The sequence below is a fragment of the Sphingopyxis sp. H050 genome (assembly GCF_001468265.1).
Lineage (GTDB): Bacteria > Pseudomonadota > Alphaproteobacteria > Sphingomonadales > Sphingomonadaceae > Sphingopyxis.
Genome location: NZ_LNRZ01000003.1, coordinates 285269 through 298923, shown reverse-complemented (window position 1 = coordinate 298923; position 13655 = coordinate 285269). Strand labels below are relative to the sequence as shown.

The window sequence follows — 13655 nt, the reverse complement described above, 5'->3', positions numbered from 1 at the left end:
GGCGGGAGGGGAGACGGAGAGCCGCCACCCCTCGAAGGCTGCCGCCACCTCGGTGCTTTCCTATTTTACCCGCCGCCCTATATCCTGCCCACCCCATGACCCGCGCCCGCATTCTCCTTCTCACCGCCGCCCTCGGCCCGCTCGACTATCGGGTGCCGCAGGGCAGCGAGGCGCCGCTCGGCAGCGTCGTCGTCGTGCCCTTGGGGCCGCGGCGGATGGGCGGCGTGGTGTGGGAAGACGAAAGTTTCGGCGCGCCCGAACCCGTCGGCGACAATCGCCTGCGCAACCTGTTCGAGGTGGTCCCGGTGCCGCCGGTTCCCGCGCCTTTGCGCAAGCTCGTCGAATGGACGAGCGACTATTATCTGGCGCCGCCCGGATCGGTGCTGCGCATGGTGCTGCCCGGCGCCGCCTTCGCCGACGCGCGGCGCCCGATCGTCGAATATCGCGCGACCGGCGAACTGCCGGCGCGAATGACCCCGCAGCGCAGCGTCGCGCTCGAGAAGATCGGCAGCCGGCAGGGGATCGTGCGCGAACTCGCCGCCATGGCCGAGGTCAGCGAGGCGGTGATCCGCGGGCTCGTGCAGGCCGGCGCGCTCGAAGCGGTGGCGGTGTCGGCCGACCAGCCCTATCCGGAGCCCGACAGCCGCTTTGCCCCGCCCGACCTCTCCGACCAGCAATCCGCCGCCGCGCAGCAACTGAGGGACGCGGTCGCCGCGGCGAAATTCGAGACGCTGCTGCTCGACGGGGTCACCGGATCGGGCAAGACCGAAGTCTATATGGAGGCGATCGCCGCCGCGATCGACGCGGGCAAGCAGGCGCTGGTCCTGCTCCCCGAAATCGCGCTGACCGAACCGATGCTCACCCGCTTCGCCGCGCGCTTCGGCTGCGAGCCGGTGGGGTGGCATTCCGGCCTCCGGTCGACCGAGCGCCGCCGCGCGTGGCACAGCATCGCCGCGGGCGAGGCGAAGATCATCGTCGGCGCGCGCTCGGCGCTGTTCCTGCCCTATGCCAACCTCGGCGTCATCGTCGTCGACGAGGCGCATGAGACGAGCTTCAAGCAGGAGGACGGCGTCCATTATCACGCGCGCGACGTCGCGGTGATGCGCGGGCATTTCGAGGGGCTGCCCGTCATTCTCGCCAGCGCGACCCCGGCGCTCGAAAGCCTCGCGATGGTCGAGGCCGGGCGTTACCGCCACATCGTCCTGCCCGCGCGCTACGGCGGCGCGACCCTGCCCGACCTCGCGGCGATCGACATGCGCAGCGACCCGCCCGACCGCGGCCGCTGGCTTGCGCCGCCGCTCGTCGATGCGCTTGCCGACCGATTGCAAAAGGGCGAGCAGAGCCTGCTGTTTCTCAACCGCCGCGGCTTTGCGCCGCTGACGCTCTGCCGCACCTGCGGGCACCGCATCCAGTGCCCGAACTGCACGGCGTGGATGGTCGAGCACCGGCTCGTCCACCGCCTCGCCTGCCATCATTGCGGCCATGTGATGCCGCCGCCGCGGCTGTGCCCCGAGTGCGAGGACGAGGACAGCCTCGTCGCCTGCGGACCGGGGGTGGAGCGGGTCGCCGACGAAGTGGCGCTGCGCTTTCCCGAGGCAAGAACGGCCATCGTCACGTCGGACACTTTGTGGTCGCCCGCTAAGGCCGCCGAGTTCGTCGATAATGTCGAGGGCGGGCTGGTCGACATCATCATCGGGACCCAGCTCGTCACCAAGGGCTATCATTTCCCCAACCTGACATTGGTGGGTGTCGTCGATGCCGACTTGGGGCTCGACGGCGGCGACCTGCGCGCCTCCGAGCGCACCTTCCAGCAGATCGCGCAGGTCGCGGGGCGCGCCGGGCGGGGGGTCAAGCCCGGCGAAGTGCTGATCCAGACGCGTGTTCCCGACGCGCCGGTGATGGCGGCGCTGGTCGCGAACGACCGCGAGGGTTTCTATGCCGCCGAGGCTGCGGCGCGCAAATTCGCCGGCGCGCCGCCCTATGGCCGCTTCGCCGCGCTCGTCATCTCGTCCGAGGATATCGAGGTCGCGCGCGGCGTGGCGCAGCGGCTGGGGCAGAAGGCGCCGGTCGCCGAGGGCCTCGCCATCTATGGCCCCGCCCCGGCCCCGCTGGCGATGCTCCGCGGCCGCCACCGCTTCCGCCTGCTGCTCCACGCGCCGCGCAGTTTCGACCTGCAGGGCGCGATCCGCGACTGGATCGGCCGGATCGACTGGCCATCGAAGGCGCGGCTGGCCATAGATATTGATCCATACAGCTTTGTTTAACGCTGCCATCGCTTTACAGCGCCCGTCGCGGCTGGCAGCTTCACCTCGTTCTTTGGAACGGGGGCGCGGAATGATCAAAGTCGGTTTAAGCCTGATGGCCGGAATCGCAATGATGGCCACGGCCTCGCCGGCCAACGCGAAATGGCTTCGCGCCGATACGAATAATTTCATCATCTATAGTGAGGGCAGCGAGCGCGACCTCCGCGACTTCGCGGGGAAGCTCGAACGTTTCGACGCGACGCTGCGCTATCGCTTCAAGATCGAGGGCGGAAAGGATCCGAATCCGCTGACCATCTATCTGGTCGATCGCGCGACGGATGCCGGCCGCCTCTACGCCGGCAAGGGCGGATCGAACATCGCGGGCTTCTATCGCCCCGATCCCGAGGGCAGCTTCGCGGTATCGAACCGCGAGGATTATGTCCTCAAGGGGACGCCGCAGTCGCAGCAGACCCTGTTCCACGAATATGCCCATCATTTCATGCGACGCTTTCTGCCAGGCGCTTTCCCGGCGTGGTTCGTCGAGGGCTTCGCCGAATATTATTCGACCGTCGACTTCACAAAAGACGGCAAGGCCGAAGTCGGCAAGCCCGCTTATGGCCGCGCGTTCGGCCTGCTCACCATGCCGAAGATTCCGGCCGAGACGCTGCTGTTCAAGCGCCCGCTCGAAATGCGCAACTCGGGGCAAATCGACGTTTATTACGGCCGCGCGTGGTTGCTCACTCATCTGCTCTACAACGATCAGGCGCGCATCAGCCAGCTCGGCACCTATGTCGATGCGATCAACAAGGGCGTCGATCCGAAGAAGGCCGCCACCGACAGCTTCGGCGACCTGGAAAAGCTCGACAAGGACCTCAATCGCTACATGACGAAGCCGCTGACCTATCGCACCACCAGCGACGCGATCGCGATCGCCGGGCCGATAACCATCGCCGCGCTGACGCCGGCGCAGGATGCGGCGCTGCCGCTGCGGCTCGAACGGTTGAGCGCCGGGGACGACGAAAGAATGATGCGCACGCGCGACGCCCTCAAGAAGTTGAGCCTTCAATTTCCGGGCGACGCCGGCATCTGGTACGAAATCGCAATGTGCGAATGGGGGCTGAGCGACGACAAGCGCAGCAAGCCGGCGGCGCGCGGCGCGGCCGACAAGGCGCTGGCCATCGATCCCGCGCATGTGCGCGCCAATGTGCTCCTTGGCGAGATGCTGATGGCCGAGGTCGAGGACAAGAAGGACGCCGTCGCCGCGGACTGGAACGCCGCGCGCAAACCCATCATCCTGGCGAACCGCACCAATCCGAACGATCCGATGCCGCTGGCGGCCTATTACCGCAGCTTCGTCAATCAGGGGATGCGTCCTCCACCGATCGCAGTCGATGGGCTGGCGCGCGCTTTCCAACTCGGACCCGAAGATATCGGGACGCGGATGAACTATGCCTTCGCCCTCGCGAACAACGGCAAATACGACAGCGCGATCGCGCTTGCTAAAATCGTCGCCCTTGATCCACACGATGGCGGCAATGGCGAGGCCCTGCTCGCCCAACTCGAAGACATGCGCAAAAGCGCCGAAGGCAAGCAGAATGACGACGTGGAGAACGCCGCGAAGGCGGCCGAATAGCCGTCAATAATCGGGTTCGGCGCCGCCCTGCACCTGCTGCGCCTGCCCGGTCAGCCATGCCATCGCCGCCGCCCAGGGCTGGTGCCCATGACTGATCCGCGCGACGCCAAGGCTCGCGAGTTCCTGGTGCGTCGGGCCGCCCTTGCCGCGCAGCATGTTGACCGGCAGGGGCGATCCCTCGCAGATCGCGCCGATGCATTTGGGGTCCAGCAGGAAGGGCACGAACAGCGATCCCGCGCCCGCGTCGGCATAGGCGCGCGCACGCTCGAGCGTCGCGGCGACGAGCGCGTCGCCATCCTGCGCCACATCCTGCCCGCGGAACGTATCGCAGCGCGCATTGACGAAGATGCCGGTGTCGGCGGCGGCGCGGTAGCGCGCCTGCGCGTCGGCGACGGGCAGCAGCGCGCTCTCGCCCGGCAAGCGGTCCTCCATATTGATTCCCGCCGCACCCGCCGCCTTCGCGCGGCCGACCGAGACGCCGACCGCCGCCGGATCGGCGCCATAGCCCGATTCCATGTCGATCGTGACCGGCAGGTCGGTGACCGCGAGGATGCGGTCCAGATTTTCGAACACATCCTCCAGCGGAAAATCCTCGCCGTCCGCCCGGCCCTGCGCACCCGCGACGCCATAGCTGCCGGTCGCGATCGCCTTGGCGCCCGCCGCGGCGACCGCCTTCGCGCTCCCTGCGTCCCAGATGTTGACGAGGATCAGCGGGTCGCCCGGAACATGGAGCGCACGGAACCGGGCAATTTTATCAGTCATTTGCTTTCCCTCTCCAGAAGCTCGCGCTTGATCGGCAGGCCATAGGCATAGCCGCCGAGCGATCCGTCGCTGCGTACCACGCGGTGGCACGGGATCAACACCGCGACATTGTTGGCGCCATTGGCGCTCCCCGCGGCGCGCACCGCCTTGGGCTTGCCGACAGCGGCGGCGATATCGGAGTAGCTGCGCGTCTCGCCCGCCGGTATCCGGCGCAGCTCCCGCCAGACCGCCTCCTGGAAGGCGGTGCCCTTCACGTCGATCGGGATGTGGTCGAAGCCGTTCACCGGCGCCTCGACCGCATCGACGACCTGTTTGAGCAGCGCTGCAAATTCGTCGCCGCCTTCGACCAGCTCGGCCGCGGGAAACCGCTCTTCGAGCGCCTCGCGCCCCTCGTCGAAGCTCAGGCGGCAGACGCCCTTCCCGGTCGCCGCAACGAGCATCGCGCCGAGGCTGGTCGGCACGACCGCCCAATGGATCGTCGCGCCCTTGCCGCCGTTCACCCACGCCGAAGCCGTCATCCCCATGCGTCCCTCCATATTTTCATAGAAGCGCGATGGCCCCGAAAAGCCCGCGTCGTAGATCGCGTCGGTCACTCTGGTCCCCTCGCTCAGCGCCTGCCGTGCGCGCTCTTCGCGCAAGGCGCGGGCATAGGCGGCAGGCGACAGGCCGGTGTGGCGGGTGAAGACGCGCTGGAAATGCGTCGACGAATAGCCGGTGCGCGCGGCGAGGTCGGCGAGCGCGAGCGGCTCCTCGCTCGCCTTGATCGCGTGGATCGCGGCGAGCACCGCGCCCTCGTCGCGCGCGACATCGTCGGGCAGGCAACGCTTGCACGGGCGAAGCCCCGCCGCGCGCGCCGCAGCGCCGCCCTCGAAGAAGCGGATATTCTCGCGCAGCGGGTGGCGTGCGGCGCAGCTCGGCCGGCAATAGATGCCTGTCGTCAGCACCCCGGTCACGAAGCGCCCGTCGAGCGCGCGGTCGCGGCGCAGCACCGCCGCCCAGCGATCGTCGTCGGTCATCAGATCGGCGCTCATGCTGCATCCCTTTCGATTCGCGCGGCGAAACAGCCATGCGCGGCGTTGTGCGCGTCGATATAGGCAATAGCCTCATCGGCAAACAGGTCGCGGATCGCGCCATCGGCCTCGCCCGGCCCCGCAAGCCGTGCGGTCTGCAACATCCCTGCCGCATCGAACGCGCGCAGCGCGAGCGGGCGTCCCTCGAACACCGGCGGGGTCGCGTCACGATAGGTCGCCGCGGTGACGCCCGGCCGGACATAGATCGCATAGCTGCTGCGATAGGGCGTCGTGACATCGTGGCTGGTGTGATGCAGCAGGATCAGCGCCTCCCCCGCCTTCGCATCCTCCAGGCTGATGCGGCACGGGAACCCGCGGTCAGCGGTCGCGGTGACGCGGCGGGCGTTGATCGCCGCGAGCGCAGCGTCATCCAGATCAAACAATCCGGCGAAGGGATCGGAGGCCAGCCCCCGGATCATATAGGTCATTTTTCAGTCCTTTCTCTTGGCTGAGACCGCAATGCCACGCCGCGATCGGGGGCGCTTCCCGATGCTTGCGTTCAAAGTTCGGGGGGCTTCGATGGGGGGCGGCATTGGAGGTGGGGAGCGGACAGCGCCGATCCTCCCCGGCACGGAGAAGACCGCCTCCGGTCGCCGATGATCTTCTACGGCAGTGCGGGCGCGTGGTTGATCATGCGGAGGCCCTATCTCTAGCTTGCCTTCGCACCGTCAGCGGCTAGGTTCCGCGCCATGACCCGCCTCCTTGCGCTGTTCCTCGCCCTGATCGCCCTCACGCTTCCGGCCCGCGCCGCCGACGATATCAGCGCCGCCTCGCGCAGCGTCGTGCGCGTCGTCACCGTTGCGATGGTCGATGGCGAGGTCGTCGGCTTCGGCCACGGCAGCGGCATCGCCATCTCGCCGACGCGAATCGTGACCAACGCGCATGTCGTCGAATCGGCGGCCAGATACCCCGACAATGTCGCGCTGGGCGTCGTCCCGTCGGAGGGGCAGAAAAGCTATGGCGCCAAGCTGATCGCGATCGACACGGCGCGCGACCTGGCGCTGATCGAGATCACGGGCACCCGCCTGCCCGCCGCGGCGGTCTATTCGGGTCCGCTCGATTCGGGCGCCGATGTCGTCGCGCTCGGCTATCCGGGCAATGTCGACCTGGCGACTGCGCGGAGCTCCTCCGACTATATCACCCCGCGCACCCCGACGCGGAGCGAGGGCAATCTGTCCAATACACAGAGCGTCGACGGGGTCGCGATGCTGGTCCACACCGCCAAAATCTCACGCGGCAACTCGGGCGGCCCGTTGGTCGACGGCTGCGGCCGAGTCGTCGGGATCAACAGCGCGATCACCCGCGCCGACGACGGCGATTCGCCCTTCGCCTTCGCCATCTCGGCGCGCGAGCTGTCGCGCTTCCTGTCCGATGCCGGGCAGCAATATGGCTCGATCGGCACGCCCTGCCTGTCGCTGGCCGAGGCCGACGCGCGCGACCGCGCCGCGATCGAGGCCGATGCCCGCGCGGCGGCCGAAGCGAACGCCGGGAAGGAAGCGGCCGCGCGCCTCGACCGCGAGCTCAAGGAAGCCCGCGCCGAGGAGGATGCGCTGGCGGCGCGCGAGAACCGCATCGCGCTGGCGGGCGTGATCTTCGTGGTCGGCGCGCTGGCGGCGGGCGCCGGCCTGATGTTCTATGGCCAGCAGAATATGCGCAAGGCCAAGATCGCGGGCGGCGCGGGCGGCGTGCTGATCGTCCTCGCCGCGATCCTGTTCGTCACCCGCCCCGATGCCCGCGCCGAGATCGCCGCCGAAACCCAAGCCCCCGCCAGCGAGGCCGCACCAAAGCTCGCCGAGGGCAATCTGCTCTGCATGATCCGCCAGGACCGCAGCCGCATCACCGTGTCCGAAACCACCGACGTGCCGATCAAGATCGGCGAGAACGGCTGCGTCAACGACAAGACGCAATATACTGAGGGCGCCGACGGGAATTGGCAGCGGATCCTGGTGCCCAACGATGAAGCGACCGTCACCGTCGCCTCGATCGACCCCGCGGGGCGCGACTATCGCGTCGACCGCTATCTGCTCGATGCCGAAACGATGGCGAAAGCGCGCGAGATTCGCGCCGGCGTGACGGTCAAGAGCTGCACCGCCGATCAGAGTCAGATCGCCGCGCTCGCCGTCCAGCAGGACGCGATCCGCAGCGCGCTGCCCGCCAGCCCGAACGAACGGCTGGTCTATCAGTGCCAGAAGGCGGCGGCCGGCGCCGCCACGGCGTCGGCGGTCAAACCGGCGGCCGCGCCTTGAGCCGCCAGCCCGCGCCGGGGTCGATCCAGATATAGCTTGCCATCAGTTCGCCCGCGAACTCGCCGTCGACCGTCCCGACCTCGAGTTGCATCGGGTCGCCAGGCCTGGCAAAGGCATAGGCGCAGGTCTTGCGGTTCCACAGCGCCTCGATCATCGCCTCGCGATAGCGGATCGCATAGCGCTTGTTGTCTGCCGGCGCATAGGGCGCGCGGCCGCTGACGATGCGAAACCCCGCCATATAGCTGTCGTCGACGACGCCGCAGAAGGCCGTTCCCTCGCGCGTCAGCGTAAAACGCAGCTCGGCCGCGAGCGACGGGCTGTCGGCGAGCGCGGTGAGTTGGCGGAGCTGGACGCGGCCGTTCGCGCCTTCGCTGAGCCATGTCAATATCCGGCAAGTGCGCGCGGCGGGATCGGGCTCGTGACACTGGACCTTGCCCGCGCGCGCGGGCGCGAGCTGGTCGGACACCGGCTTGTAGGACGGGTCGATGGCGAAGCTCGTCCCCGACAGCAGCAGGGCGGCGATCAGCGGCATGGGCGCTCTCCTCGCACACGAGCGTGCGCGCGACAGGTTGAGATCGGGTTAGCGCAGCCCCAGCGTCTCGCGGATCAGCCGCGCCGCCTCGTCGGGTTCGGTCGTGCCGCTGTCGATCTCCACCGCGGCCGGGGGCAGCGGCGGATAGGCAAAGGCGCCCTTCGCCTCCAGCTCGTTATACAGCGCCAGCGACGAGAGCTTGCCGCTCGCCTGCCGCGCCGGCGCCTCGATGCGCGTCTCGATGATGTCCGGCGCGCAGGTCAGCGCCACGAAATCGACCTGCCCGCCCGCTCCGCCGACGAGCGCCGCGACGCGCGCGGGAAAATCGGGCGCGACGCTCGCCTCGGGATGGAAGGTGAAGATCAGCGAGCGATTCTCCGCCGCTGCGGCGGCGAAGACGTCCATCCAGATTTTCTCGCGCAGCTCGACGAACGCCGGGCTGCCGAAGCGAAACACGCTCAGCAGCGCGTCGACGACCAGATGGTTGTGGAACAGCGGCAGCCCGGTCAGCGCCGCAAGTTCCTTCGCGACGGTCAGCTTTCCGCTCGCGGCGGGGCCGTGGATGACGATCAGCCTCACCCGCCGCACGCCCGGAACAGCATCAGCGTCCGCTCGCGCGCCAGATCGGCGCTCGCCTCGTGATAATCCTTGCGCCGGTCGCTGTTGAAGCCGTGCCCGGCCTCATAGACGAAAATCTGCGCGGTCGGATGCGCCTTGGCGATCAGCGCCTCGACGCCCTCCATCGGGATCCCCTCGTCGAAGCGGCCGAAATGGGCGATGGTGGCGCAGGCCGGCGCCTCGTCCTTGAACATCGTCGGGACGAGGCTGCCATAATAGGATGAAGACGCCGCGAGGTCGGGGCTGATCTGCGCCATCCGCCACGCGACCGACCCGCCATAGCAATAGCCCGTGATGAACACCGGCCCTTTGCCCTTGAGCGCGTCGATGCAGGTCTGCGCGTCCTTCAGGCTCTGCTCGAACGGATGCAGCTCGCGCGCCAGCTGCACCGCGCGCTGGAACTGCGGCCCCGAATAGTCGCTCTCGAACCCCGGATGCTCGCGGTCGAACAGCGCGGGGCTGAGCACCTCATAGCCGTCGGCGGCATAGTCGTCGCACAGCTCGCGGATATGGTCGGTGACGCCGAAAATCTCCTGGATGAGCACCAGCCCGCCGCGGCGCTCGCCCTCCGCCTGCGCGTGATAGACGGCGATCTCGGCGCCGTCGTCCATCGTCATCCGGATCATCTCGCCCATCGATAACTCCCCTCATCCGTTCGGACTGAGCGTGTCGAAGCCCCGTTCTTACCGGTCCACTTTGGAGAAAGGACGGCGCTTCGACAAGCTCGGCGCGAACGGGGCCGGGAGGCGGTGTGATTCATCCCACCCTCACCTTGCATTGCAACAGAATCGTTGCTAGGCGCGCCGCGACTTCGCTGCGGGGGATATTCTCGAATATCCGCTGAAACCCGTGCGACCCATCCCCCACGGGATCGTAGCAAAGGACTTTTACGCGTGGAGAATTCCGGCGGCATTCAGGGCAACATCACGGCGGGCCTCGCGGGCCGCTATGCCAGCGCGCTGTTCGATCTGGCGCGCGAATCGAATGCCATCGACAGCGTCCAGAAGAGCCTGTCGGACCTGAAGGCCGGGCTCGCCGAATCGGCGGACCTCGCCGCACTCGTTTCCAGCCCGGTCGTCGGTCGCAGCGATGCGGCGAAAGCGATCGCCGCGGTCGCCAGGGCAATGAAGCTCGATCCGCTGACGACGAAGTTTCTGGGCGTCCTCGCCGACAACCGCCGCCTCGGCGACCTTGCCGGCATGATCGACGCCTATCATGCGATCGTCGCGGCGCACCGCGGCGAAGTGACGGCGAAGGTCACCAGCGCGCATCCGCTGAGCGCCGAGCAGCTGAAGGCGCTTGCCGCCAATCTCAAGACCCGTGTCGGCCGCGACGTCCAGATCGCGACCACCGTCGACCCCGCCATCCTCGGCGGCCTCGTCGTCCAGCTGGGCAGCCAGCTGATCGACGGCAGCATCCGTACCCGTCTCAACAGTTTCGCCCAGGCGATGAAGGGCTGAAAGCCCGTACGCCAAACTGCCCGATGAAAGGCTGAATAATGGAAATCCGCGCCGCTGAAATCAGCAAGGTCATCAAGGACCAGATCGCCCATTTCGGCACCGACGCCACGGTCAGCGAGATCGGCTCGGTGCTGTCGGTCGGCGACGGCATCGCCCGCGTCCACGGCCTCGACAATGTGCAGGCCGGCGAGATGGTCGAATTCGCCAACGGCGTGAAGGGCATGGCGCTCAACCTCGAGGCCGACAATGTCGGTATCGTGATCTTCGGCTCGGACAGCGAGATCAAGGAAGGCGACGTCGTCAAGCGGACCGGCACGATCGTCGACGTTCCCGTCGGCAAGGGCCTGCTCGGCCGCGTCGTCGATGGCCTCGGCAACCCGATCGACGGCAAGGGCCCGATCAAGGCCGACAAGCGTATGCGCGTCGAGGTGAAGGCGCCGGGCATCATCCCGCGCACCTCGGTCCACGAACCCGTCCAGACCGGCCTCAAGGCGCTCGACGCGCTCGTCCCCGTCGGCCGCGGCCAGCGCGAACTGATCATCGGCGACCGCCAGACCGGCAAGACCGCCGTCGCGATCGACACCTTCATCAACCAGAAGGAAGCGAACAAGGGCAGCGACGAATCGAAGAAGCTATATTGCATCTACGTCGCCGTCGGCCAGAAGCGCTCGACCGTCGCGCAGATCGTCCGCCAGCTCGAAGAAAATGGCGCGATGGAATATTCGATCGTCGTCGCCGCGACCGCGTCGGAGCCCGCTCCGCTGCAGTTCCTCGCGCCCTACACCGGCTGCACCATGGGCGAATATTTCCGCGACAACGGCATGCACGCCGTGATCGTCTATGACGACCTTTCGAAGCAGGCCGTCGCCTATCGCCAGATGTCGCTGCTGCTGCGCCGTCCGCCGGGCCGCGAAGCCTATCCGGGCGACGTTTTCTATCTCCACAGCCGCCTGCTCGAGCGCGCCGCGAAGATGAACGAAGACAATGGCTCGGGCTCGCTCACCGCGCTGCCGATCATCGAAACGCAGGCGGGCGACGTTTCGGCGTACATCCCGACCAACGTGATTTCGATCACCGACGGCCAGATCTTCCTCGAAACCAACCTGTTCAACGCCGGCATCCGCCCCGCGATCAACGTCGGCCTGTCGGTGTCGCGCGTCGGCTCGGCCGCGCAGACCAAGGCGATGAAGAAGGTGTCGGGCTCGATCAAGCTCGAGCTCGCCCAGTATCGCGAAATGGAAGCCTTCGCGCAGTTCGGTTCGGACCTCGACGCCTCGACGCAGAAGCTGCTCAATCGCGGCGCGCGCCTGACGCAGCTCCTGAAGCAGCCGCAGTTCCAGCCGATGCCGTTCGAGGAACAGACCGCGTCGATCTTCGCGGGCACCAACGGCTATCTCGACAATGTCGCGACCGGCGACGTGTCACGCTACGAAGCCGCGATGCTCGCCTATCTGCGCAGCGACCATGCCGATGTGCTGAAGGCGATCCGCGACACCAAGGATCTTGGCGACGACGCCAAGAAGGCTCTGGTCGCGGCGCTCGACGCCTTCGCCAAGATTTTCGCGTAACCCATAACTGTGAGCCCCCGCGAAGGCGGGGGCCCATGGGTCCCCGCCTTCGCGGGGACACACAGAGAGAGGCTTGATGGCCAGTCTGAAGGAACTCAAAGGGCGGATCGTCTCGGTCAAATCGACCCAGAAGATCACCAAGGCCAAGAAGATGGTCGCCGCCGCGAAGCTGCGTAAAGCACAGGCGGCCGCCGAAGCCGCGCGCCCCTATGCCGAACGGCTCGAAGGCGTCGTCGCGAGCCTCGCGTCGAAGGTCGGCGCATCGGATTCGGCGCCCAAGCTGCTGTCGGGCACGGGCAAGAGCGACACGCACCTGCTCGTCGTGCTCAACAGCGACCGCGGCCTTGCGGGTGCGTTCAACTCGAACATCGTCAAGGCCGCGCGCGACAAGGCGCTCGAACTGCAGGCCGAGGGCAAGAAGGTCCTGTTCTACCTCGTCGGCCGCAAGGGCCGCCCGGTGATCGCGCGCCTTTTCCCCGGCCAGATCGTCGAGCAATATGAGACCACCGGCATCCGCGACATCGGCTTCGATCAGGCGAGCGACATCTCGGCGAAGGTCATGGAGATGTACGAAGCCGGCGCGTTCGACGTCGCGCATCTCTTCTATTCGAAGTTCCGTTCGGCGCTGCTCCAGATCGCGACCGGCCAGCAGATGATCCCGGTTCCGCCGCCCGCCGACGTTCCGGCGTCGAGCGGCGCCGCCGTCGAATATGAACCCGACGAGGAGGCGATCCTCGCCGACCTGCTCCCACGCAACGTCACCATCCAGATCTTCAAGGGCCTGCTTGAAAACGCCGCGTCCGAACAGGGCGCGTCGATGACCGCGATGGACAATGCAACGCGCAACGCGGGCGAGCTGATCAACAAGCTGACCATCGTTTACAACCGCACGCGTCAGGCGGCGATCACCACCGAACTCATCGAAATCATTGCAGGCGCGGAAGCGCTGTAACATGCATAAGCTTCGCCTCGCCTTTATTTGCATTGGGCTCGCGACGAGCTTTACGGCTATTGCCAGCGAGGCGATGGCATCTGATGCTCGCGCAAAGGACGGCGTCGCTCTGTTCAAGTCATTCTGTGTAGCGACCGCGGGCGACAAGGCCCGAGCGCTATCCGTGCTGGGAGAAGGCAATGCACTTGCTCGCCGCTTACCCGAGGCGGCTACCACAGCACTGTTTGGAAAATCGGGCGGGGTGGCTTGGGCGCTGAGCAGTCCCAGCCAAGCCCAACTTCTACTCGCCTATAACCCAATAGGCATCTGCGAAGTTCGTATCGCTGAGGCTGACGAAGCAGCAGTGATTGGGCAATTTCACGCATTGACGACGTCGTTGAGCACCAGCTCTTCGGGCAACTCAGGAAAGCCTGAGAAGCGACGCCAAGGCAACGCTAATCTGACCTACGAGACGTTCAATTACGAGGTAGGTGGACAGAAGGCCCTTCTAGCGATCACCACTTCCGACCAACGCGTCGGCGAACAGCAGCATGTTATTACTTTCAGCTTCGTAAGCTGATTTTGAGCAAGG

General features: G+C 66.9%; 13 protein-coding genes. 7 read left to right on the top strand and 6 right to left on the bottom strand.

The annotated features are described in order from the left end of the window. Positions 1–95 precede the first annotated feature (95 nt). On the top strand, positions 96–2264 hold the full coding sequence (locus ATE67_RS07585) for a primosomal protein N' (RefSeq protein ID WP_058816118.1): 2169 nt from the start codon (positions 96–98) through the stop codon (positions 2262–2264). A gap of 94 nt (positions 2265–2358) precedes the next feature. Beyond that, the gene (locus ATE67_RS07580; RefSeq protein WP_156416944.1) at positions 2359–3876 is read left to right on the top strand and encodes a hypothetical protein; all 1518 of its coding nucleotides are present in this window, start codon (positions 2359–2361) and stop codon (positions 3874–3876) included. A gap of 3 nt (positions 3877–3879) precedes the next feature. Here the strand turns inward: ATE67_RS07580 and ATE67_RS07575 are convergent, their stop codons facing one another. Genes ATE67_RS07575 through ATE67_RS07565 form a run of 3 tightly spaced genes read right to left on the bottom strand, consistent with a single transcriptional unit; the run spans position 3880 to position 6136 of the window. Beyond that, positions 3880–4638 carry an isocitrate lyase/PEP mutase family protein gene (locus ATE67_RS07575; protein WP_058816116.1) on the bottom strand — a complete coding sequence of 253 codons (759 nt, stop codon included), beginning with the start codon at positions 4636–4638 and terminating at the stop codon, positions 3880–3882. Next, complete coding sequence (ada, locus tag ATE67_RS07570) at positions 4635–5669, bottom strand: bifunctional DNA-binding transcriptional regulator/O6-methylguanine-DNA methyltransferase Ada (RefSeq protein ID WP_156416943.1); 1035 nt, start codon at positions 5667–5669, stop codon at positions 4635–4637. The genes ATE67_RS07575 and ada overlap by 4 nt, the downstream gene beginning before the upstream one ends. Further along, positions 5666–6136 carry a DUF1203 domain-containing protein gene (locus ATE67_RS07565; RefSeq protein WP_058816115.1) on the bottom strand — a complete coding sequence of 157 codons (471 nt, stop codon included), beginning with the start codon at positions 6134–6136 and terminating at the stop codon, positions 5666–5668. The genes ada and ATE67_RS07565 overlap by 4 nt, the downstream gene beginning before the upstream one ends. A gap of 261 nt (positions 6137–6397) precedes the next feature. Here ATE67_RS07565 and ATE67_RS07560 point away from each other — a divergent pair, with 261 nt between their 5' ends. Next, complete coding sequence (locus ATE67_RS07560; protein WP_058816114.1) at positions 6398–7954, top strand: S1C family serine protease; 1557 nt, start codon at positions 6398–6400, stop codon at positions 7952–7954. Here the strand turns inward: ATE67_RS07560 and ATE67_RS07555 are convergent. The 3 genes from ATE67_RS07555 to ATE67_RS07545 are packed head-to-tail and all read right to left on the bottom strand — an operon-like array spanning position 7932 to position 9739. Next, a complete protein-coding gene (locus ATE67_RS07555) occupies positions 7932–8486 on the bottom strand; it encodes a hypothetical protein (protein ID WP_058816113.1) in 555 nt (184 codons plus the stop codon). The two genes, ATE67_RS07560 and ATE67_RS07555, sit on opposite strands and share 23 nt — an antisense overlap. Positions 8487–8534: 48 nt before the next feature. Continuing rightward, entirely contained in the window at positions 8535–9065 is a 531-nt protein-coding gene (locus ATE67_RS07550; RefSeq protein WP_058816112.1) for a hypothetical protein, read from the bottom strand. Continuing rightward, positions 9062–9739: a dienelactone hydrolase family protein gene (locus tag ATE67_RS07545; protein WP_058816111.1), complete on the bottom strand. Its 678-nt coding sequence runs from the start codon at positions 9737–9739 to the stop codon at positions 9062–9064. The genes ATE67_RS07550 and ATE67_RS07545 overlap by 4 nt, the downstream gene beginning before the upstream one ends. Before the next feature lie 258 nt (positions 9740–9997). On the opposite strand from ATE67_RS07545, the gene ATE67_RS07540 reads away from it, so the two are divergent. The 4 genes from ATE67_RS07540 (at position 9998) to ATE67_RS07525 (ending at position 13643) form a co-directional block, all read left to right on the top strand. Continuing rightward, positions 9998–10564: a F0F1 ATP synthase subunit delta gene (locus ATE67_RS07540; RefSeq protein WP_058816110.1), complete on the top strand. Its 567-nt coding sequence runs from the start codon at positions 9998–10000 to the stop codon at positions 10562–10564. 38 nt (positions 10565–10602) lie between these two features. Beyond that, on the top strand, positions 10603–12132 hold the full coding sequence (gene atpA / locus ATE67_RS07535) for a F0F1 ATP synthase subunit alpha (protein WP_058816109.1): 1530 nt from the start codon (positions 10603–10605) through the stop codon (positions 12130–12132). 76 nt (positions 12133–12208) lie between these two features. Beyond that, positions 12209–13084, top strand: coding sequence for a F0F1 ATP synthase subunit gamma (locus ATE67_RS07530; RefSeq protein WP_058816108.1), 876 nt, complete (start codon positions 12209–12211; stop codon positions 13082–13084). Between the two features lies 1 nt (position 13085). Then, a complete protein-coding gene (locus tag ATE67_RS07525; RefSeq protein ID WP_058816107.1) occupies positions 13086–13643 on the top strand; it encodes an NMCC_0638 family (lipo)protein in 558 nt (185 codons plus the stop codon). Positions 13644–13655: the final 12 nt, after the last annotated feature.